Source organism: Betaproteobacteria bacterium, from assembly GCA_016709965.1.
Taxonomy (GTDB): Bacteria; Pseudomonadota; Gammaproteobacteria; order Burkholderiales; family Rhodocyclaceae; genus Azonexus; species Azonexus amarohabitans.
On the sequence record JADJLT010000001.1, the window covers coordinates 1898867 to 1919890 of the forward strand.

At 61.5% G+C, this 21024-nt stretch carries 25 protein-coding genes; 20 read left to right on the forward strand and 5 right to left on the reverse strand.

From position 1 onward, the window contains the following. The first annotated feature begins 9 nt into the window (after nt 1–9). On the forward strand, nt 10–327 hold the full coding sequence (locus IPJ12_09370; protein MBK7647352.1) for a divalent-cation tolerance protein CutA: 318 nt from the start codon (nt 10–12) through the stop codon (nt 325–327). Then, nucleotides 324–2084 (forward strand): protein-disulfide reductase DsbD, encoded by a 1761-nt coding sequence (locus IPJ12_09375; protein MBK7647353.1) that lies wholly within the window; start codon nt 324–326, stop codon nt 2082–2084. The genes IPJ12_09370 and IPJ12_09375 overlap by 4 nt, the downstream gene beginning before the upstream one ends. On the opposite strand, the gene IPJ12_09380 is transcribed toward IPJ12_09375, so the two are convergent. Continuing rightward, nucleotides 2081–2755: a phosphatase PAP2 family protein gene (locus IPJ12_09380; protein MBK7647354.1), complete on the reverse strand. Its 675-nt coding sequence runs from the start codon at nt 2753–2755 to the stop codon at nt 2081–2083. The genes IPJ12_09375 and IPJ12_09380 overlap by 4 nt on opposite strands. A gap of 143 nt (nt 2756–2898) precedes the next feature. On the opposite strand from IPJ12_09380, the gene IPJ12_09385 reads away from it, so the two are divergent. From IPJ12_09385 to IPJ12_09445, 13 genes are all read left to right on the forward strand, one after another. Further along, complete coding sequence (locus IPJ12_09385; GenBank protein ID MBK7647355.1) at nt 2899–3138, forward strand: acyl carrier protein; 240 nt, start codon at nt 2899–2901, stop codon at nt 3136–3138. Nucleotides 3139–3141: 3 nt separating this feature from the next. Further along, complete coding sequence (locus tag IPJ12_09390; protein ID MBK7647356.1) at nt 3142–4392, forward strand: beta-ketoacyl-[acyl-carrier-protein] synthase family protein; 1251 nt, start codon at nt 3142–3144, stop codon at nt 4390–4392. Between the two features lie 18 nt (nt 4393–4410). Continuing rightward, nucleotides 4411–4695: an acyl carrier protein gene (locus IPJ12_09395; GenBank protein MBK7647357.1), complete on the forward strand. Its 285-nt coding sequence runs from the start codon at nt 4411–4413 to the stop codon at nt 4693–4695. Beyond that, entirely contained in the window at nt 4692–5357 is a 666-nt protein-coding gene (locus IPJ12_09400; protein ID MBK7647358.1) for a hypothetical protein, read from the forward strand. The genes IPJ12_09395 and IPJ12_09400 overlap by 4 nt, the downstream gene beginning before the upstream one ends. Beyond that, the gene (locus tag IPJ12_09405; protein ID MBK7647359.1) at nt 5354–6703 is read left to right on the forward strand and encodes an acyl-CoA synthetase; all 1350 of its coding nucleotides are present in this window, start codon (nt 5354–5356) and stop codon (nt 6701–6703) included. The genes IPJ12_09400 and IPJ12_09405 overlap by 4 nt, the downstream gene beginning before the upstream one ends. Beyond that, the gene (locus tag IPJ12_09410) at nt 6696–7001 is read left to right on the forward strand and encodes a hypothetical protein (GenBank protein MBK7647360.1); all 306 of its coding nucleotides are present in this window, start codon (nt 6696–6698) and stop codon (nt 6999–7001) included. Before IPJ12_09405 ends, IPJ12_09410 begins: the two co-directional genes overlap by 8 nt. After that, nucleotides 6998–7903: an acyl-CoA synthetase gene (locus tag IPJ12_09415; GenBank protein ID MBK7647361.1), complete on the forward strand. Its 906-nt coding sequence runs from the start codon at nt 6998–7000 to the stop codon at nt 7901–7903. Before IPJ12_09410 ends, IPJ12_09415 begins: the two co-directional genes overlap by 4 nt. Continuing rightward, the gene (locus tag IPJ12_09420) at nt 7900–8469 is read left to right on the forward strand and encodes an outer membrane lipoprotein carrier protein LolA (protein ID MBK7647362.1); all 570 of its coding nucleotides are present in this window, start codon (nt 7900–7902) and stop codon (nt 8467–8469) included. The genes IPJ12_09415 and IPJ12_09420 overlap by 4 nt, the downstream gene beginning before the upstream one ends. Then, on the forward strand, nt 8466–10793 hold the full coding sequence (locus tag IPJ12_09425) for an MMPL family transporter (GenBank protein ID MBK7647363.1): 2328 nt from the start codon (nt 8466–8468) through the stop codon (nt 10791–10793). Before IPJ12_09420 ends, IPJ12_09425 begins: the two co-directional genes overlap by 4 nt. A gap of 69 nt (nt 10794–10862) precedes the next feature. Further along, nucleotides 10863–11507: a hypothetical protein gene (locus IPJ12_09430; protein ID MBK7647364.1), complete on the forward strand. Its 645-nt coding sequence runs from the start codon at nt 10863–10865 to the stop codon at nt 11505–11507. A 1-nt stretch (nt 11508) separates the two neighbouring features. After that, a complete protein-coding gene (locus tag IPJ12_09435; protein MBK7647365.1) occupies nt 11509–12309 on the forward strand; it encodes a polysaccharide deacetylase family protein in 801 nt (266 codons plus the stop codon). Beyond that, nucleotides 12306–13028, forward strand: a complete 723-nt coding sequence (locus IPJ12_09440; protein ID MBK7647366.1) for a class I SAM-dependent methyltransferase — start codon at nt 12306–12308, stop codon at nt 13026–13028. The genes IPJ12_09435 and IPJ12_09440 overlap by 4 nt, the downstream gene beginning before the upstream one ends. A gap of 3 nt (nt 13029–13031) precedes the next feature. Further along, nucleotides 13032–14216 (forward strand): DUF1615 domain-containing protein, encoded by a 1185-nt coding sequence (locus IPJ12_09445; GenBank protein MBK7647367.1) that lies wholly within the window; start codon nt 13032–13034, stop codon nt 14214–14216. A 60-nt stretch (nt 14217–14276) separates the two neighbouring features. Here IPJ12_09445 and IPJ12_09450 read toward each other — a convergent pair whose 3' ends face one another. Beyond that, nucleotides 14277–15068 (reverse strand): alpha/beta hydrolase, encoded by a 792-nt coding sequence (locus tag IPJ12_09450; GenBank protein ID MBK7647368.1) that lies wholly within the window; start codon nt 15066–15068, stop codon nt 14277–14279. 21 nt (nt 15069–15089) lie between these two features. Continuing rightward, a complete protein-coding gene (locus IPJ12_09455; GenBank protein ID MBK7647369.1) occupies nt 15090–15293 on the reverse strand; it encodes a hypothetical protein in 204 nt (67 codons plus the stop codon). Between the two features lie 657 nt (nt 15294–15950). Between IPJ12_09455 and IPJ12_09460 the strand changes: the two genes are divergently transcribed. The 5 genes from IPJ12_09460 to IPJ12_09480 all read left to right on the forward strand — a co-directional run bounded on the left by IPJ12_09460 (nt 15951) and on the right by IPJ12_09480 (nt 19480). Continuing rightward, nucleotides 15951–17141 (forward strand): beta-ketoacyl-[acyl-carrier-protein] synthase family protein, encoded by a 1191-nt coding sequence (locus tag IPJ12_09460; protein MBK7647370.1) that lies wholly within the window; start codon nt 15951–15953, stop codon nt 17139–17141. Next, nucleotides 17138–17941, forward strand: a complete 804-nt coding sequence (locus tag IPJ12_09465; GenBank protein MBK7647371.1) for a beta-ketoacyl synthase chain length factor — start codon at nt 17138–17140, stop codon at nt 17939–17941. The genes IPJ12_09460 and IPJ12_09465 overlap by 4 nt, the downstream gene beginning before the upstream one ends. After that, nucleotides 17887–18420, forward strand: a complete 534-nt coding sequence (locus IPJ12_09470) for a hotdog family protein (protein ID MBK7647372.1) — start codon at nt 17887–17889, stop codon at nt 18418–18420. The genes IPJ12_09465 and IPJ12_09470 overlap by 55 nt, the downstream gene beginning before the upstream one ends. Further along, nucleotides 18417–19136 (forward strand): 3-oxoacyl-ACP reductase FabG, encoded by a 720-nt coding sequence (gene fabG, locus IPJ12_09475; GenBank protein MBK7647373.1) that lies wholly within the window; start codon nt 18417–18419, stop codon nt 19134–19136. The genes IPJ12_09470 and fabG overlap by 4 nt, the downstream gene beginning before the upstream one ends. Nucleotides 19137–19222: 86 nt before the next feature. Beyond that, nucleotides 19223–19480 carry a hypothetical protein gene (locus IPJ12_09480; protein MBK7647374.1) on the forward strand — a complete coding sequence of 86 codons (258 nt, stop codon included), beginning with the start codon at nt 19223–19225 and terminating at the stop codon, nt 19478–19480. A 6-nt stretch (nt 19481–19486) separates the two neighbouring features. Here IPJ12_09480 and IPJ12_09485 read toward each other — a convergent pair whose 3' ends face one another. Both IPJ12_09485 and IPJ12_09490 read right to left on the reverse strand, forming a co-directional pair. Next, nucleotides 19487–19813 carry a thioredoxin family protein gene (locus tag IPJ12_09485; protein MBK7647375.1) on the reverse strand — a complete coding sequence of 109 codons (327 nt, stop codon included), beginning with the start codon at nt 19811–19813 and terminating at the stop codon, nt 19487–19489. A gap of 10 nt (nt 19814–19823) precedes the next feature. Further along, nucleotides 19824–21023, reverse strand: a complete 1200-nt coding sequence (locus tag IPJ12_09490) for a cation:proton antiporter (protein MBK7647376.1) — start codon at nt 21021–21023, stop codon at nt 19824–19826. Between the last annotated feature and the right edge of the window lies 1 nt (nt 21024).

Sequence of the window (21024 nt, forward strand, 5' to 3'; positions counted from 1 at the left end):
AATTCGTCGATGGAAACCTTGCTTGTCATCACCAACTGCCCGGACGAAGAAAGCGCCAACGCCATTGCGCTGGCCGCCATCGAAGCCAAACTGGCCGCCTGTGTCAATATTTTGCCGCGCGTACAGTCCGTTTATCGCTGGCAGGGCAAGGTCGAATCAACTTCCGAAATTCCCCTTTTTTTCAAGTCGACCGCAGCAATCTACCCGGCGCTCGAAACAAAAATCCGCGAACTCCACCCCTACGCGTTGCCCGAAATCATCGCCCTGCCGCTTAGCCACGGCTTGCCCGCTTACCTGAACTGGGTGGCGGCAGAAACGATCCAATGACCATGCGCCTTCTGTTCCTCGTCTTTTCCTTTTTCTTCTCGCTCGCCCACGCTGAGGAATTCCTCGACCCGGCGGTCGCCTTCAAACCATCGGTCAGGGCCGTGGACGGGCAGACCATTGAAGTCAGTTACGAGATCGCCAAGGGCTATTACCTGTATCGCGACAAGTTCCGCTTTGCCGTCGATGGCGAAACGGCCACGCTCGGTACTCCAAGCTTCCCGAAGGGCAAGGAACACAACGACGAGAATTTCGGCAAGGTCGAGGTCTATTACAAATCCGTTGCCATGCGAGTGTCGGTCGATCGCATGTCCTCCGGGCCTTTGCCGCTGAAAATCAAGGTCACTTCCCAAGGTTGCGCCGATGCCGGCGTCTGCTATCCGCCACAAACCCAGGTGCTCGGCGTCGAATTGCCCGATCCAGCCAGCGCACCTGCTGCGTCGACGCTCCCGGCTGAGGGCGACGAAAGTGGCAGGATCGCTGCGACGCTGAAAAACGCAGGGTTCTGGACCAGCCTTGCCTTCTTTTTCATTGCCGGACTTGGCCTGTCGCTAACCCCCTGTGTCTTCCCGATGATCCCCATTCTGTCCGGCATCATCGCCGGGCAGGGCCACAAGAACTCCCATGCTCGCGGCTTTGCGCTATCACTGACTTACGTGCTCGGCATGGCTGTAACCTATGCGGCGGCGGGTGTTGCCGCCGGCATGACCGGCACCTTGCTCTCCGCCGCGTTGCAAAGCCCGTGGGTGCTCGGCAGCTTTGCGCTGGTTTTCGTCGTCCTCTCGTTCTCGATGTTCGGCTTTTACGAACTGCAGTTGCCCACAGCACTACAAAGCAAACTCTCGGAAGAGTCCGGCCATCTGCAAGGCGGGCGCGGCGTTGGCGTCTTTCTGATGGGGGCGCTGTCGGCGCTGATCGTCGGCCCCTGCGTTGCGGCGCCACTGGCCGGTGCGCTGCTCTACATCGGGCAGACCGGTGATGCCGTGTTTGGTGGCGTGGCACTGTTCGTCATGGCCATCGGCATGGGCGCTCCCCTGATTGCCGTGGGTATCGCCGGCGGGTCGCTGCTACCCAAGACCGGCGCGTGGATGGAGGGCGTCAAGAAGGCGTTCGGCGTCTTGTTGCTGGCGACGGCCGTCTGGCTGGTTTCGCCAGTCATGCCGACCGTCGTGTCGATGCTTGCATGGGCCGGCCTGCTGATCATTCCGGCAATTTACCTCCACGCGCTCGACCCCTTGCCACCGCATGCCAAAGGCTGGCTGCGCTTCTGGAAAGGCATCGGCATCGTCATGCTGCTGACCGGCGCGGCACTGCTGATCGGCGCCCTGGCCGGCAACCGCGATCCGCTGCAACCGCTGGCCGGCCTGCGCGGACAAGCCGTGGCAGCCGAAGAGAAACGACTGCCTTTCGAGCGCGTCAAATCAGTGACTGAACTGGAGACCAGAATCAACACGGCCGGTCGCCCGGTGATGCTCGATTTTTATGCGGATTGGTGTGTTTCGTGCAAGGAAATGGAGCGACTCACCTTTTCCGATCCGGCGGTTCAGGCCAAACTGGCCGGTTTCACGCTATTGCAGGCCGATGTCACCGCCAATACCGATGATGACAAGGCATTGCTCGCCAAATTCAAGCTGTTTGGGCCGCCGGGGATCATTTTTTACGATGCGAAGGGGCAGGAAATCAGCGCCGTGCGCATCGTCGGATTTCAGGATGCGGTGCTATTTCAAAAATCGCTACAGCAACTGGGTCTGGCCAGCTAGATTTCCCGCCCGCCGGCGGCCGCAAGCGCGTGGCGCAGCGATAAGACCGCGAATACCGTGCCAACAACCGTTCCAGCCAGCACGTCCAGCATGACATGCTGGCGGGTGGCCACCGTGGACCACAGGATCGCCAGACATTGCAAGCCACTCAGGTAACGCACGACGGTGGGGGCGCCGACGGACCGGAACACCCGATCAAGCCAGAAGGCCGAAAAGACAGCGGCCGCCACGTGCAGGGAAGGGCAGGCATTGCCGCTGGCATCGGCATTCTTGATGATCGCCATCTGGGGGTAGAGGTTCCAGTCAATGCCCGCTGCGGGGACCGCGGTTGGAAACAACCAGAATATCCCCAGAGATAGCAGGCACAACCCTGCCATCCATTGGCCAAACAGTGCCAGGGTCCGGAAATTGGTGAGCAGGGCGGGTGCCAGCGAGGCATATACCCACAATGAAACATAGGCCGGGAAAGCCAGCGGCGTAAAAGGAACCCATTCATCAAGTCCGATCAAGGGCATGATGGTGGTCGGAAACAGCGGGTGGCTCAGCACACCAAAATAGCCCCAGAAAAACGCCCCCATGAACAGCATGGTACCCACCGCCTTGACGGGCCACAGGATGGCTATCCGGGAAGCAATCTGCCGGATCCAGTGCGGTCTGGAGAGGGAGGACATGAGGAGCTCTGCGCTTGGCAAACGAATGAATTGGGTGACATGGTAGCAAACGGCGTATTTTGCACCCTAGAAGAACGCACTGGCGAGAGGCTTCAGGGGCAAACCTTTGGAAAATATGGCCTTTCGGCTAAAATCGCGGGCTTATGGAATCCATTGACCTCATTCGCGATTTTCTCAAGGACCGCCTTGGCGTGGCGCCGGAAACTGTTGTTTCCCAATCGGTCCTGGCTGACCTTGGCGTTGACTCGCTGATGATGCTTGAATTGATGTTCGAGTTCGAGGATCACTTCGGCATCAAACTTTCCAGTGACCTGAAAGCTCCCCGAACGGTCGGCGAAATGGTATCGCTGATGGACGGGCTGATCAGCCGTCAGAAGAGCTAAGCGATGAGCCAACGGCGGGTTGCAATTACTGGCCTGGGGCTGGTCAGCCCTTATGGTGGCGATCTTGCCGATTTCTTCAGCCGCCTGTGTGCCGGAGAATCCGCCGTTCGTTACCTCCTGACCGACGACAAGCCGCGTCCGCTATCCATTCCCTTCGTCAATTGTCTGAACTTCAACCCGGATACCGCACTCGGCAAACCATTGGCATCGATGATGGACCGCTTTGCCCAACTGGGCATGGCGGCAGCCTTCAGCGCCTGGGATGACGCCGGATTCCCCCGCCAGACCGCGGACGATTCGCGCGATGACTGGGGTGTGTCGTGGGGCACAGCCCTCGGCGGCACGCTGGCTTATGAAAAAGGCTACCGTGAACTGTGGCAGAACGGCCGCGAACGACTGTCACCACTCTCGGTGGTCCTCGGCATGAATAACGCGGCCAATGCCCACATTTCCATCCAGCTCGGACTGGGTGGTGTCAGCATGAGCCACACGGTTGCCTGCGCTTCGTCAGCGATTGCCATCGGCGAGGCTTTCCGCCGCGTGCGCAGTGGTGAGGCGCGGGTGATGCTGACCGGCGGCTCCGATGTGCCCCAGGCCTATGGGGTGGCGCGTGCCTGGGAAGCCCTGCGCGTGATGGCCCCCGGCGACGCCGAGACATCGCCCTTCGCCTGTCGGCCATTTTCGGCCGATCGACGTGGCCTCGTGCTGGGCGAGGGCGGCGCCGCGCTGGTGCTTGAAGACTGGGATCACGCCGTCGCCCGGGGTGCCCGTATCCACGGTGAAGTAGTTGGCTATGGCACCAGTTGCGACCACAGCCATCTGGTTCGTCCCGACGTCAAGGGTCAGGTTCGCGCCTTGAAACTGACCCTGGCCGATGCGGGCTTGTCGGTCGATGACATTGACTATGTCAACGCCCACGGGACAGCAACCGCCGAGGGCGATCCGGTCGAAGTAGCCGCCTTGAAGGCCGTGTTCGGCCAGCGCGCCGACAGGCTGCCGGTCAGTGCCACCAAGTCCATGCACGGCCACCAGCTGGGTGCGGCCGGCGCGGTCGAAGCAATTGCGACGGTGCTCGCCCTGCGCGAACAGGCCATTCCGCCCACGGCTCATCTTGACCCGCTTGATCCTGCCTGCAGCGGCATCGATCACGTCACCCTGGTTCGCCGCAATCAGCCCTTGCGCGCCGCCCTGTCCAACTCCTTCGCGTTTGGCGGCAGTAACGCAGTCCTCGCGTTTCGCGCCGTTACCCAGTAAATCCACGGAAGCATCGCCATGTCTCAAGCCATTTCCCCGGAAGCCATCGAAGCCCTGTTGCCAGAGGTCGCCCAGCTGATCGTTGTGGCGCTCAACCTCGACATGACGCCCGGTGAAATAGACGCCGATGCGCCGCTGTTTGGCGATGGCCTCGGCCTGGATTCGATCGACGTGCTCGAAATTGCGCTGGTCATCTCCAAACAGTATGGCTTTCAACTCAAGTCGGACAATGAAGACAACGTCCGTATCTTTTCTTCGCTGCGCGCACTGACCACACACATCGCCAGCCAGCGCACCAAATGAGCCTTGGCCCTGCCCAGCTGCTGCGCGGCCTGGCGGTGCTCGTCTTTCTCGTCGGCTGGGCCGTGCTGGCTCATTTGGGCAGTTCGGGCGACAGCCATCTCGATCTCTCCGTACTGCTTGGCGTTGCCCCGATCATCGCCGCCCTTGGCCTGTTGCTATGGCGCACCCGGCACCCATTACTCGCCGGCAGCGGCATCGCACTGTCGCTGGGGGGACTGGCCTGGCTATGGCCAACACTGCGGGCGAACATTTCGCTGCTCTTTTTTCTTCAGAATATCGGTACCAATCTGGCGCTTGCCACCCTGTTCGGACGTAGTCTCATCGGCGACGGCGAAGCCTTGATCACCCAACTTGCCCGCGCGGTCCATCACGGTGAGATTTCCGAGCGCAAACGGCGCTACACCAGAAAGGCCACCCTTGCCTGGACGCTGTTTTTCCTGATCACTGCGCTGATATCGACCCTCCTCTGGTTATTCGCCTCGCAATCGGCGTGGTCGGTCTTTGCCAACCTGCTGTCCATGCCGCTACTGGCGGCGATGTTCGTGGCTGAACATGTCTGGCGCGTCCATTCTCTGCCGCCCGAAGAACGGCCGAGCTTCATTCAGGTTGCCCGCGCCTATCAGCTGCACGGCAAGCAGAAGCCCCCAGTCAATCCGTCATGAAAACCGAACCGCTGCTCTCCCATGGCGATCTTGACGCCATCTTTGCCTGGTGTCCGGATGGCCCGGTCAGCGTTGCCAACTATCTGGCCGACGCCACGGCACTGGCCGAACAATTGCCACCTGCCGGTTACCTGCTCAATCTTTGCCACGACCGCTATCGTTTCGCCGTCGGCTTTGCGGCCGGGTTGATGCGCGGCATGACCAGCCTGCAACCTTCATCACAGTCAGCAGAAACCTTTCAGCGCCTGTTCGGTGACTATCCGAACCTGATTTGCCTGTGCGATGCACCGGCCGACGCACAGGATTTGCCTCGCGTCGACTTTCCGGACCTTGCTGCGGTCAACCGGAAAAATGCGCAAAAAACCCAATTTTCAGTACCGCTGATTCCCGCCGATCACCTGGCCGCCATTCTCTTCACCTCCGGCTCGACCGGCCTGCCACAGGCGCAGCGCAAGACCTGGGGAAAACTGGTTGCCAACGGCCGGGCAGAAGCCATTGCGCTGGGCCTTGATCGCCGCCCGCACGCCATCGTGGGCACCGTACCTGTCCAGCACAGCTATGGCTTCGAATCGACTTTCCTGCTCGCCCTGCAGGGTGGCTGCACGTTCTGGGCGGGCAAGCCCTTCTTTCCGCAGGACATCACCTGCGCGCTGGACGCGGTCCCGCGACCACGCCTGTTGGTCACCACCCCGTTTCACTTGTCGGCACTCCTTTCCGCCGACATCGACCTCCCGCCACTTGACCTGCTGCTGTCCGCCACGGCACCGTTATCGACAGCGCTCGCGGCCAACGCCGAAGCCCGCACCGGCGCACCGATGCTGGAAATCTACGGCTCCACCGAATCCGGCCAGCTGGCCAGTCGCCGCACGACCCAGGGCGCTGAATGGACGCTACTGCCCGGCGTACGCCTCGAACCGTCCGGCGATGAGACCATCGCCTGCGGCGGCCATGTCGAAGGCCGCATCGCGCTCGCCGACCTGATCGAGTTGCTGCCCGATCACCGCTTTCTGCTGCATGGCCGCCACACCGACCTGATCAACATCGCCGGCAAGCGCACGTCGCTGGCCTACCTGAATCACCAGCTTGGCGCCGTTCCCGGGGTCGTCGATGGTGCTTTCTTCATGCCAGACGAGGAGGGCCCGGATGGCATTACCCGTCTGACCGCCTTTGTCGTCGCCCCCGGACTGACTGCCCGACAGGTCACCGTCGCCCTGCGCCAGCGCATTGACGCCATCTTTTTGCCGCGGCCGCTGGTGCTGGTGGATCAACTCCCCCGCAACAGCACCGGCAAGCTGCCCCGCGGCGACCTGCAGGCACTGTATGCCGACAAGGTGAACCATGCCTAACACCGAGTTTCAGTGGATCGTGCCGGCCGAACACCCGGCCTTCGCCGGACATTTCCCGGGCAACCCCATCGTCCCGGGCGTCGTTTTGCTCGACCGTGCCATCCTATTCGCCGAAGAAATGATCGGTAAATCAGGTCTGAACTGGCAGGTCGGCAATGCCAAGTTTTTCAGCCCGGTCAGACCGGAGGAAGTGCTCACTTTTCTGCTGGAGACCAAGGCAAGCGGGTCGATTTCTTTCAGCATTCGTGGCGCTGATCGCGATATTGCCTCCGGCAGCCTGAAACCACCTGCCACATGAGCGAGAAAAGCGAATCCGACTGGCTGCGTCAGCAGGAGCGCAGCAACCTCGCCATCCTGAAACTCATGGTGTGGATTTCGCTGACCTTCGGGCGGACCATCGGGCGGGTCGTGCTCTATGGCATTGCTGCCTATTTTGTGCTTTTTTCACCACGTGCCCGCCGCTTCAGTCGCGACTACCTTCATCTGGCGCTCAACCGCTGGGCTGAATGGTCGGACGGTTTCCGTCATGTCTTCAGTTTTGCGAGCACGATTCACGACCGCATCTACCTGCTCAATGATCGTTTCGATCTTTTCGACATCGACATCATCGGTGCTGAAGCAGTCGAGGAATCCGCCCGGAATCATCCCGGTGCCTTTCTGCTCGGTGCCCACCTCGGCAGTTTCGAAGTGTTGCGTGCCGTTGGCCGGGGCAAGGGCGGACTCAAGGTTGCGATGCTGATGTATGAGGAAAACGCGCGAAAGATCAATGCAACCCTCGAAGCAATCAACCCGGCGGCCAGCCAGGACATCATCCCGCTCGGGCACATGAATTCCATGCTGCAAGCGCGCGACAAACTTGATGCGGGCTACGTGGTCGGCATGCTGGCCGATCGCAGCCTGACCGACGACGCCACGGTCGACTGCGAATTTCTCGGCAAACCCGCGCCTTTCCCGCTCGGCCCCTTCCGCATGGCCGCCATGTTGCGCCGGCCGGTTTTCTTCATGACCGGCCTCTATCTCGGCGGCAATCGCTACCAGTTGCATTTTGAACCGCTGGCCGATTTTTCGCAGACGACGCGTGAAGAACGCGACACGGCCATCCACGCCGCCATGCAACACTACGCCGACCGTCTGACCCATTTTTGCCATCTGGCACCGTACAACTGGTTCAATTTCTTCAATTTCTGGCAGAAAAAATGATCAAACGACTTCTCGGCGGCCTCGTGCTGCTCGCCATCACCTTGCCAGCCTGTGCCGCCTTCGATGTCGGGCAACTGATGAATGACCTCGCCAGACACAAGGGTGGCAAAGCCAGATTCGTCGAAAAGCGATTCATTTCTCTGCTCGACAAGCCGGTGATATCCAGCGGTGAAATGACTTACACCGCACCCGACCGACTGGAAAAACGAACGCTGGTACCCAAAATCGAAACCCTGTTGCTGGACAAGGACATCCTCTCCATCGAGCGCGAAAAGCAGAAACTGAGCATCAACCTGGCCAATCAACCGGAAGCGCTGGCCTTCGTGGACAGCATCCGCGGCACGCTGTCCGGTAACCGGGAAGCGCTGGAGAAAAACTATGCCCTGCATTTGTCTGGCACGTCGGACAAGTGGGTGCTTACTCTCCTGCCCAGTGACCAGAAGATTGCCGCTATCGTCCAGCGCATCACGGTCAGCGGCCAGAAGAATCAGGTTCGCTCGATCGAATACCTGCAGGCTGACGGTGACCGTTCAGTCATGACCATAGAGCCGGTCGAGGCTAAATGACCCGACCCGCCGTTCGTGCCCTGTTGATCTGGCTGCTTGCCATGCTGGCCGGGGCCATGGTCGTCTGGAACAGCCACTTTTCGGCCGACATGTCCTTTTTTCTGCCAGCCAAGCCATCGGCCGAACAGCAGGTACTGGTCGATCAGTTGAAGGAGGGCGTTGTCACGCGCTTGCTGATGGTGGCTGTTGCCGGGGGTGATGCCGCACAGCGAGCCGCGGCGTCCCGCGACTTGCGCGGTCGACTGGAAAAATTGCCCGAATTCGCAGCCGTCCAGAACGGACAGAGCGGCAGCCTGGATGCCGACCGCGATTTCCTGTTCCAGCATCGCTACCTGCTCAGCCCGGCCGTCAAACCCGAACGCTTCAGTGTAAACGGCCTGCGCGATGCCATCGCCAACAGTGTCGATCTGCTTGCCTCGCCAGCCGGCATGATGATCAAGCCACTGCTGCCGCGTGACCCGACGGGCGAAATGATCGAAATCCTCGGCGCCTTGAATGCCGGGGCTCAACCCAATGTTCGCGAAGGTGTCTGGGCCTCGCGCGACGGTGAGCGCGCCATGTTGCTGACCCAGACGACGGCCCTTGGCTCCGATACCGACGGTCAGGAAAAGGCCATTGGCCTGATCCGCAGCGAATTTGCGGCCGGCTCGCCGGGCGGCGGCTTGACGATCCAGGTGTCCGGACCCGGCGTATTCGCCGTCACCTCACGCGCCACCATCAAGCATGAGGTCAGCCGGCTATCTGCCATCAGCACGCTGGCCATCATCGCCGTACTCTTTTTTGTTTACCGCTCGGCCCGTCTGATGACGCTGGGGCTGCTGCCCGTGGTCAGTGGCGCCTTGGCTGGCATCGTTGCAGTCAGCCTGGTTTACGGCACGGTGTTCGGTATCACGGTCGGCTTTGGCTCGGCACTGATCGGCGAGGCGGTCGATTATTCAATCTATTATTTTGTCCAGTCCAGCAAACTGGGTGTCGAACAGTGGCGGGAACGCTTCTGGCCGACCATTCGGCTCGGTGTGCTGACCTCGATCTGCGGCTTCGCGGCGCTGCTATTTTCCGGTTTCCCGGGACTGTCACAGCTGGGCCTCTATTCGCTGAGTGGCGTCCTCGCCGCTGCCATCGTGACCCGTTTCATCCTGCCGCCGCTGGCCGGCAACCACTTTGCCATGCGCGACCTGAGTCACCTCGGGCCGGTCCTCATTGGCGGAATCAAGCTGCTGCAGCGTCTACGCTGGCCCATCCTGGCGCTTGCGCTGGCTGCTGTGGTCTTTCTGGGGGTCAATCACAAGCATCTGTGGCACCCGAATCTGTCGGCATTGAGCACAGTCAGCGCCGAGGAGTCGGCCACCGACATGGCACTGCGCGAAGATATCGCCGCGCCGGATGCCCGCTACATGGCGGTGATCACCGCCCCGGATCGCGAAGCCGCGCTACAGGCGGCCGAGCGTGCCGGACAGCAACTCGATAGTCTCATCGCCCAGGGCCTGATCGGCGGCTACGACAGTCCGACCCGCTTCCTCCCCAGTCTGGCCATGCAGGCTTCCCGCCGTGCCAGCCTGCCGAGCGCGGATGAACTCCAGTCCCGCCTGCACGCTGCCCAAGCTGATTCACCGCTGGCCGCCAGCAAGCTCGGTGGATTTCTCGAGGACGTCGGCAAGGCCCGTACCCAGGACAACGTGACCCGTGAAACCCTGAACGGCACCAGTCTGGCACTTGTTGTCGATTCCCTGTTGCTGCAACGCCCGGCGGGCTGGAGTGTGCTGCTGCCGCTGCGCCCAGCCGGCGGCGACAAGGGCATGGATATCGCCATCGAGCCGGTGCGTGCCGCGCTGGCCGGCAGTGGTGCGTTGTTTGTCGACATGAAGAACGAGTTCGATACGCTGTACAACGACTACCTGCAGGAAGCGACGCTACTCTCACTTGCCGGCTTTATCGCCATTGTCACGCTGCTCGCCGTCACGCTGCGCTCGGCCCGGCGCCTGGCTGCCGTTCTGCTGCCGCTGCTCATCGCCGTCGTCCTGGTCATCGCCGGGCTGCATCTGGCGGGCGAACAACTCCACCTGCTGCACCTGATTGGCATGCTGCTGATTGTTGCCGTCGGCTCCAATTACGCCCTGTTCTTCGACCGCTCGAACAGCGGGGAAGGGCTGGACAGTCAGACGCTGGTCTCCATGGCCGTCGCCAACTTGACCACTGCCATCGGCTTTGGCACGCTGGCCCTCTCCAAGGTGCCCGTCCTGCACGCCGTCGGGATTACCGTTGGACCGGGAGCCATGCTCGCGCTGCTGCTCTCCGCCTGTTTCGTGGGGCAGCGTCGTGATTAAGCGCTATGCCACGGTCAACCGGAAAAATGGGCCCAAATCAAAATGTCACGTTTCACGTGAAACGGCCCCATGAGCACCACGCTCCGCACCGTGCGCCATCCGCGTGGCGCAGAAACCCTGCTCGTGTTGCTGCCCGGCGCCTACATGACGCCCGAGCATTACGCCGATAACGGCTTCTTTTCCGCTGTCGACCAGCGCGCCTTGAAACTGGACCTGCTCGCCGTCGATCTCGGTCTGGATGCCGTCTCCAGCGGCGACGCCATTCCGGCCGTCGTCGAACAAATCCTGAGTCCAGCCCGCGCCAACTATGCCCGCGTCTGGCTGGGTGGCATTTCGCTCGGCGGGTTGTTGTCCCTGTGCCTGAATGCCGATCATCCCGGCGCCATCGATGGCCTCTGCCTGATCGCCCCTTATCCGGGTAGCCGGCTGACCACCAACGCCATCAACCGCGCCGGCGGACTCGACGCATGGCAGGCAACGGCAGCGGAAATGACCGACGCGGAATATCGTGCCTATCACTGGCTCAAGGCCCCGCCGGCTGATTTTCCGGTGTTCGCCGGCCATGGGATCGATGACCGCTTTGCGTCAGGCATGCAAGCCATCGCCGAACGCTTCCCGATGGCCGCCCGCCACACCGTGCCGGGTGGCCACGACTGGCCGGCATGGCGCGTTTTGTGGGAACATTTCCTTGACCTTGGCCACTTTTCCACCTGACATGGCATCCCCCTGGCAGCCAACCCTCGCCATCAAAGCCACACTCGCCCTGCACGCTGCCGCACTCGCCGGCTGCGTGCTTGTACCCACCCTCTGGCCATGGGCGCTGGGCGTGCTGGTCGTCAACCACGCCATCATCACCACCGCCGGGCTGCTGCCGCGCACCACGCTGCTTGGCCCCAACCTGACCCGCCTGCCGGATTCCGCCGTCGCCCGCCGCGAAATTGCCATCACCATCGACGACGGCCCGGACCCGGAAGTCACCCCCCGCGTCCTTGACCTGCTCGACGCCGCCCATGCCAAGGCCACCTTCTTCTGCATCGGCTGGCGCGCCCGCGAAAGCCCGGTACTGTGCCGCGAAATCGTCGCTCGTGGCCATCGTGTCGAGAACCATGGGGACTCGCACGCCAACGCCTTTGCCTGCTTTGGTCCACGCCGCATGAAGGCCGACATCGCCGCCGCCCAGACCACCTTGACCGACCTAACTGGCCAGGCGCCACGCTATTTCCGCGCCACCGCCGGCCTGCGCAATCCCTTTCTCGACGCCGTGCTGCACGGCCTCGGCCTCCAGCTGGCGAGCTGGACACGCCGCCCCTACGATACCCGTTGCGGTGATCCAGACATCGTTTTCCAGCGCCTGACCCGCGACCTTGGCCCCGGCGACATCCTGCTCCTGCACGATGGTCATGCTGCTAGCATGGCCGATGGCCGGCCTGTTATCCTCGCGGTATTGCCCCGCCTGTTGGCGACCCTGAACGATCATCAACTCACCCCCGTCACGCTGCACGACGCCACTTCATGACCCAGCGTTTCTCCAAAGCCCTGCTCGACGAAGCCTCCCGCCCTTTCAAGAATGGCAACCGGTTCGCCTATCGCTATGCACGCGGCAAACTGTCGACCGACAACATCTTCCGTGAAATCCTGAAACGCGGCCTGTTCCCGAACAACGCACGCTTCCTTGACCTTGGCTGTGGACAAGGCTGCCTGTTCGCCTGGCTGCTCGCTGCCCGCAAACTGTACGAAGCAGGCAACTGGCCAATCAACTGGCCCGGCGCACCAAAGCCCCTCCAACTGCGCGGTATCGAGCTGATGCAAAAAGACGTCGACCGGGCCACCCGCGCCTTCGGGAGCGATCACCCGCTGGTCCGCATCGAGCAGGGCGACATGACCGAGGCCGATTTCGGCAGTGCAGACGTCATCACCATCCTCGATGCCCTGCATTACTTCGAATACGCGTTGCAAAAAGACGTCCTCCGGCGCATCCGCGATGCGCTCCCCCCCGGTGGTCTGTTTCTGACCCGCGTCGGAGATGCCTCGGCCGGACTGCCCTTCAAACTGTGCAACTGGCTTGACCACGTCGTCACCTTCTCCCGCGGCCACCGCCTGCCGCGCCTTTACTGCCGGCCGCTGGACGAATGGGTGGCCATACTGGAAAACCTCGACTTCATCGTCGAGACGGCACCGATGCACAAAGGCAAACCCTTCGCCAACATCATGCTCGTCTGCCACCTGCCTAAATAATCAATGCGCCGCGCCACCCGTCTCGTACTTCTGTGCACCGTGCTGCTCGCCGCGCTGGCCGGCTGTTCGCTGTTCGACGAAAATGAAGAAGAGGGTGGCGCCTTGCCTGCCGACATGGCGCGCCGTGCCGATGGCAAGACCGCCACCGCCTGGCCGACCTCGTTGCCCGAAGCCGAGGTCAAGAAGCGCATCGTCCGCCTGATTCCCGGCCACGCCAAAGACCGGCAGGGCTGGGCCGACGATCTATACACCGCTTACAAGACGCTGGAAGTCCCGCACGCCACGCAAACCTACTGCGCCAGCATCGCCATTATCGAGCAGGAATCCAGCTTCCAGGCCGACCCCACCGTGCCCGGCCTGCCCGCCATTGTTCGCCGCGAACTCGAAGCCCGGGCCGGGCGCTATGGCGTACCGGCGCTGATTGTCACCGCCGCCTTGAGCAAGAACTCGCCGGATGGCAAAAGCTACAACAACCGCATCGATGCCTTGAAAACCGAAAAGCAGCTCAATACGCTGTTCGAGGACATGACCGGCGAACTACCCTTTGGCCGTCAATTCTTTGCCAACCAGAATCCGGTGCACACCGGCGGCCCGATGCAGGTCAGCATCGATTTCGCCACGCAGCACCTGAAGGAGCGCAGCTACCCCTATCCACTGCCGAAAACAGTGCGCGACGAAGTCTTCACCCGGCGTGGCGGCGTCTATTTCGGCAGTGCCATCCTGCTCGACTACGACGTGCCCTACGACCATATCGTCTATCGTTTCGCCGACTTTAACGCCGGCCGCTACAGCAGCCGCAACGCCGCCTTCCAGCTCGCGTTGGGCAAGATCACCGGCAAGCCGCTGGCGCCCGACGGCGACCTGCTGCGCTACGAGGACGGCAAACCCGCGCCGATCCCCAGCAGCGTCGAAGAAGCAGCCATCGGGATGGCGAAGCAACTCGACATGAGCCGCCCGCAAATTCGCCGCGATCTGTTGCTGGAAAAAACCATCACCTTCGGCCGCAGCCCGCTGTTCAACCGGGTTTTTGAACTGGCCGAAAAGGGCGGCAAGCCGCTACCCCGCCAAGCCTTGCCGCAAATCGACCTGAAAAGCCCCAAGATCAGCCGCAAACTGACCACCGAATGGTTTGCGAAGAAGGTCGAAGGGCGCTATCGGAGCTGTTTGACGCGAAGCAGCGGCAAATAGCCCCGCTTACCGCTGCTGCCACGGTCAACCGGAAATTTCGGCCAAAATCGAAATCCAGAATCAGCGGGCCAGTATCCAAGCTGCAATCTGCCCGACCACTTCGGACTCGATGCCATTGAAGCCGTGATACGCCATCGCCTGGCACGGATCGCCACGGCTGACACCATCGCGGAACGACAGCAACTGCTTGCGCGGCAAACCGTCCAGCTTCTGCATCAGGGCCGGTATATCGCTGTAAGCGCAATGGCTGCAGCCATCGAGCTCGTGATGCGCCACCAACACCGGAATGCTCAGCTTTTCCAGTGCCATCGCCGTCACCGGCGGCGCCTTCGGGTCGGTCAGGATAGTCGAGGTCAGCACCAGACCATCCGGCCCGTCAGACCGACTCAGGCGCGTCGCCACCGCTGCGATCGATTGCGTACCGCGGCTGGTTCCGACCAGCCACACCGGCAAGCCAGACTGCTGGCGCACCCAGGCAATCACCGCCTGCACATCCGCCGCATGCTCTGCCCCATGTCGAAACCCGACGAGATAAGGTGGAGACTGCCGGTCCGATGGCGCATCAATTACCACGGACAACAAGCCCTGATCGACAAACAACTGCCGGCTACGAATCAGGAAATTCCCCATGCCCCAGCCGAAAGACCCATCTAGGGCAATCTGCAGGCCGCCATGGCTACCGGCAAACAGGATCACCCCCGCCTTGGGCGAGAGCGGGGCGAGAACGAGCAGACGCTGAGTTACGCCTGGACGGGTCGGAATATCGACGACTTTGGGCTCGGCATCGGCGTAAGCCAACGAAACAAAAAACCACAGCACGAACACGAGCCCGTTTCTAATCATTTGCATCATGTTTTGCTCCTCCCATCCGGTTCACAGAAATAACGAAGACAAGAAAACTATTTTCATTGAATTCGAGCCTGCCCTCTTTAACTCACGGATACGCACATGATAATTGGCCCCGGCCAGCAGGCTGCCGCGCTCAAAGAACGCGCGGTAAGCAGCCCCCGCCAAGGCGAGCTTGGCCTGATCGGCCATCTCCAGATGTTCAGCTGCGTACGACAGAAAAATCACCATGTCATCAACACACCGAGGCGTACCAACCTGTTTTACCGACTAGCACTGGTAATACACAAAGAAGCAATAACCCCCGTCGCAAGGAACGACGCCATTGCTCACTGCATAGCCACGATCCCTTGCCGCACGCCATCTTTGCCAGGCAGTACTTTGTGTCACAAAGGGGCCTTGTCGTTGCGAGCATTCCCGCACCTGTATGAAACGCCCTTCACTATGGATTGCCAGGCGCTGCGAGTACGCAGGTTCTATACCGGGCGTCGGCAACGCCAGAAATGGCGCCATGAGGGCCGCCCCGAGCACAATTCGAACCAAACAATATTGCCTTCGGACAACAGTTAGCCAATCTGCCGAAGATTGATTGAAGGATGCAAGCATTTTGTGTCCTCCTTTCCCGATCAAATCGAGGACGCCGCGCAAGCCGCTGCGGCTGATCTGACAAATGCATATGCCGTTGGGACCGCCCAACTCGGGTTTTGTTCCAACCTGAATATGTCAGCACTCCCATGCCGGTGCCACCCCTTGATCAGCCGCAGCGTGACCATCGATTTGTACTGGTCGTTTTGATCAGGCAGAACGTTCAAGGCCGGAACCGCCAATCCAGATTAAATTCCGGACCCCCTCTGCTAAAATCTGCCTCACACCTTTTCGAGCGCCACCGTGAATCCGCTGCTGCTGTCCGCCTACACCGTCACTACCTGCCTCGGCCGCGGAATTGATGCCACGCGAGCCGCGCTGCGCGACGGGCGGAGCGAGCTGGTGCCGTGCGCTTTTGAGAGCGTCCAGCTCGACACCTGGATCGGCGAAGTGGCTGCAGTTGACGCTGAAAGGCTGCCGGAATCGCTGGCCAACTACGATTGCCGCAACAACCGGTTGACGCAGATGGGGCTGGAAACCGACGGCTTTGCCGACCGCGTCCGCGAAGCCATTGCCCGTTACGGCAAGACGCGGGTCGGGGTCTTCCTCGGCACCAGCACGGCGGGCATTCTGCAGACCGAACTGGCCTACCGCCGGCGCGACCCGGCAACCGGCGCATTGCCGGACGATTTCCATTACCGCACGACGCACAATTCCTTCTCGCTGGCCGAATTCACCCGCGACTATTTCGGGCTGGAAGGCATGGCGATGGCAATTTCGACGGCCTGTTCGTCTAGCGCCAAGGTCTTCTCCGCTGCCACCCGCCAGCTGGAACTCGGCACTATCGACGCGGCCATCGTCGGCGGCGTCGATACGCTGTGTCTAACGACACTGTATGGCTTCGCCTCGCTGCAACTGACGTCAGCCAAGCCGTGTCGCCCCTACGACGCGGCGCGCAACGGCATTTCGGTCGGCGAGGGTGCGGCCTTCGCACTACTCGAACGCACTGACAATCCGGCTCCCGGTTCGCTGCTGCTGCTCGGCACTGGTGAATCGAGCGACGCCTACCACATGTCCTCACCGCACCCAGAAGGCTTGGGCGCCAAAATGGCCATGGCAGCAGCGCTGCGTTCGGCCGGGCTGACCGCCGGCGACATTGACTACATCAACCTGCACGGCACCTCGACGCCGGCCAACGACGCCGCTGAAGGCAAAGCCGTCTGCGCGCTGTTCGGCAATAACGTTCCGTGCAGTTCGACCAAGGGCGCCACTGGCCATACGCTGGGTGCCGCCGGTGCGGTTGAAGCGGTGATTTGCGCCTTGGCGCTGACCGATGGCTTTTTGCCCGGTAGCCCGGGGACGGAAGAACTTGATCCATCGATCCCGGTCGATTACGTGCTGCAAGCCCGCGATGGCCAGCCGCGCCGCGCGCTGACCAATTCATTCGGCTTCGGCGGCAGCAATTGCAGCCTGATTCTGGGCGTTGCGACATGAGCACCAAGCCGCTGACCGCCTGGATCGAAGGCATTGGTTTCCTCGCGCCCGGCCTGCCGGACTGGCCGATGGCCCGTTCCGTTTTACGCGATGAAATGCCGTTGACCGCAGCGCCCTCCGTCCTGCCGGCACCCAGCATCCTGCCGCCGGCTGAACGCCGGCGAGCCAGCCGGGTCGTCAAGTTAACCCTGGCGATCGGCCTTGAAGCAGCCGCCCATGCCGGCGCCAATGTCGCCACGCTGGCCACCGTGTTTTCTGCCTCGGGTGCTGACGGTCACAATTGCCACGCCCTATGCGAACAGCTGGCCACCGACGACCGCCAGATTTCGCCGACTCGCTTCCACAATTCAGTCCATAACGCCGCCGCCGGTTACTGGGGTATCGCGACCGGAGCGATGGCGCCGTGTCAGGTGCTCTGCGCCTACGACGGCAGCTTCGGCGCCGGGTTGATTGACGCCCTGGGGCAGGTCGTTCTCGACCGCCAGCCAACTTTGTTAATCGCCTACGACAGCGAATACCCCGTACCATTATTCGCCAAGCGACCAGTACCCGATGTGGCTGGTATAGCGCTTTTGCTAACGCCGGAACGCAGTGAGCGCTCGCTTGCATCGATCACTGTCACACCCGCTACCGATGCGGCTGAGCACTTGGCCAATGCTGATCTGGAATCACTGCGCCTCGCCATCCCGGCGCTGCGTGCCTTGCCACTGCTGCAAAAACTGGCGCGTGGCGAAGCGGGCAGGGTATGCCTGGACTACCTGCCGCCCATGCAGCTGTCAGTCGATATCGGACCGTGCTAGACCGTCACTGGATCGCCGCCCACATCCCGCATCAAGGCGACATGTGCCTGCTTGATGCGGTCAGCGAGTGGTCGGAAAATGCCATCGCCTGTCGGGCGATCAGTCACACCTCTCCGGCCAACCCGTTGCGCGCCGAAGGCCGTCTTGGCGCCGCCAACGGCATCGAATACGCCGCGCAGGCCATGGCCATCCACGGGGCCCTGCTGGCCAATGCCAATGACCAGCCGCGCCAGGGTTACCTGACCAGTGTGCGCAGCGTCAGCCTGCATGTTGCCCGTCTCGACGACCTGCGGGGTCATCTGGAGGTTCAGGCCGAGCGTCTGTCGGGCGATGCCAACAATATTCTCTACCAGTTCTCGATCAGCCACGACGGCCGCTGTCTGCTGGACGGTCGCGCCGCCGTTGTGCTCGACGCCGCTGCGCTGAATCCGAGCGCCCACGGTCAACCGGAAAATTCGACCAAAAAGGAAATTTCATGAAACGAGCCCTTGTCACCGGCGGCAGCGGCGGCATTGGCGCTGCGATCTGCAAGCGCCTTGCCGCTGACGGCCATCATGTCATCGTCCATGCCAACCGCAGCCCGAAAAAGGCGCAGGCGGTGGTCGACTTGATCACCGCCATTGGTGGTAGCGCTGAAGCCGTTGCCTTTGATGTCACCGAGCGTGCTGCAACGGCGGCCGTCCTGGACAAGCTGCTCGAAGCAGGGCCTATCCAGATTCTGGTCAATAACGCCGGCATCCATGCCGATGCTGTTTTCCCCGGCATGAGCACGGAGCAATGGCGTTCCGTGGTCGATGTCTCGCTGAACGGTTTTTTCAACGTTACCCAGCCGCTGACCATGCCGATGATCCGCACGCGCTGGGGTCGGATCATCAATATTTCATCGGTCGCCGGTATCACCGGCAACCGCGGCCAGGTCAATTATTCGGCGGCCAAAGGTGCGCTGCACTCGGCCAGCAAAGCGCTGGCGCTCGAGCTGGCCAGCCGTGGCATCACGGTCAACGCCGTGGCGCCGGGCATCATCGCCACCGACATGATCGAGGGTGCGTTCGACGCTGAAACGATCAAGAGTCTGGTGCCCATGAAACGCGCCGGCAAACCAGAAGAAGTTGCCGATCTTGTCGCCTTTCTCGCCTCGGACCGTGCTGCCTATATTTCGGGGCAAGTCATTTCGATCAATGGCGGGATGATCTGATCGCGGGTGAACTGCGCAGCAGTCAGATGTTTTCAGAATCATCCAGGCGCTAGAATGTGTCCATATCGTTCATCCAGGAGGCCCACATGCTTGCCCAAGTTACGGAAACCAGCCTGAGCCTGCATGAAGCAGCGCGCCTCATCAACAGTGATCCGGATGCCTTGCACGACATCGAGGTGGCACTTGCCCACGCCATCGAACATGGCGAGCTTCACGCCAACGTAAAGCGCTGGGCTACCGAACAGTGGGAGGGCCGGCAGCTGCCGGGCAACATCAACCGGCTGGAAACCTTCATCGAGCGCAGCGAGTTGGCCGCCTGGCAGCAGCGCAGCGCAGCCGCCTGAGCCGATTCAGGCTGTCAGCCGGGCCAGTGCGGCACTGATTTCCGCTTCGCTACCCGGGCGAACCAGACGCTCCAGCTCCACACCATCCTTCATGAAGATCAAGGTCGGCCAAAGCTTGACGCGAAAACTGCGGCCAAGAGGTCGACCGGAGCCATCTTCGATTTTCAGCGCACGCAGACCGGGGTAAGCCCGCTGGGCAGCCTCGATCAACGGCTGGGCGCCCTGGCAATGACCACACCAGTTGGCACCAAACTCGATCAGCACGGCGCCGTTCAAGGCATCTACTTCAGCCCGGTCCGTGGCTTCTTCAGAATAAGTCGGGATATACGCCATGCTTTTCTCCTCAGGCGGAACGCTGAATCAATGAGTGCAGGCGGGCCAGCTTCGGTGCCGCCATTGGAACAGTCAACATGGTGCTGGCCACTGCCATCAGCAACAGTGCCGTAAAGGTTTCGCTGGTGATGATTTGTTTGTCGAGCAGGATATTGGCAAAAATGATCATGATCAACGCCTTGGTCTGCAGCAGCCAGCCAATGATGCTGGCTTCGCCCGGTCGCCACTTGAGAATCCTGCCCGCGATATGAACGCCAATCAGCTTGCCGGCCACGGAAGCGACGAGCAGCACTGCCGCCGCGATAAAGACAGCCGACCCACCGACATTCCAGTTAGTCCGCAGCCCGGTCGACAGGAAAAACACCGGCATGATGACGAGCAGCACGTGATGGCGCAGCAGGTCCATTTTTTCCTGGTCGAACCAATCGGCTTCCATGCTCGCCCCGGCCAGGAAGGCACCAACCATGAAATGCAGTCCGGCCCAGTCGGCGCCAAAAGAAACCACCGCCAGCCAGATCAACGCGGCATACCAGCGATCATTTGCGTCAAGGCGCACCATCACTTTGTGAAACAAGCGGGCGGTTACCGCGAAGGTCAGCAAAAACGCGGCCTGCCGACCCATGCGTTCCCAGTCCATCAGGATCAACGCCAGAACCGCCCAGATCGCCACGTCGTCCAGGCTGGCATAGCGCAGGATGCGTTGACCGATGGGCTGGCGCAGGATTTCCAGTTTTTCCATCAGCAGGATCAGGATGGGCAGTGCGGTCACCGCGCAAGCCATGCCAACGCCGAGCACGAACTGCCAGGTCAGTGCCTTGGGTCCCATCCAGCCGTCAAAGCCAAGCATCAAGCCTGCCGCTGCACTACCCAATAGCAAGGGCGTCCCCAGCGCCAGGCCGGCCGTGATGCCGCTTTCCCGTCGATATTCCCAGGCTTTTCTGAAGTCGAGTTCGACCCCGGCAATCATCACGAAAAGCATGACCGCCCACCAGGCAATGCCGTTCAGCGACTGGACCACGGTCGGGTTGAAGACAAAGGCGTAATAGTCGGGATAGATCCGGCCAAGGATGCCCGGCCCGAGCAGGATGCCGGTCATGATCTGGACGACGACCAGCGGCGCGAAGTAATCGGTTCGGCCCAGACGCCAGATCAGGTAGGGAACGGTGAAGATGATCGCCATGGCGATCAGGAAAATTTCTGTCGTATTCATC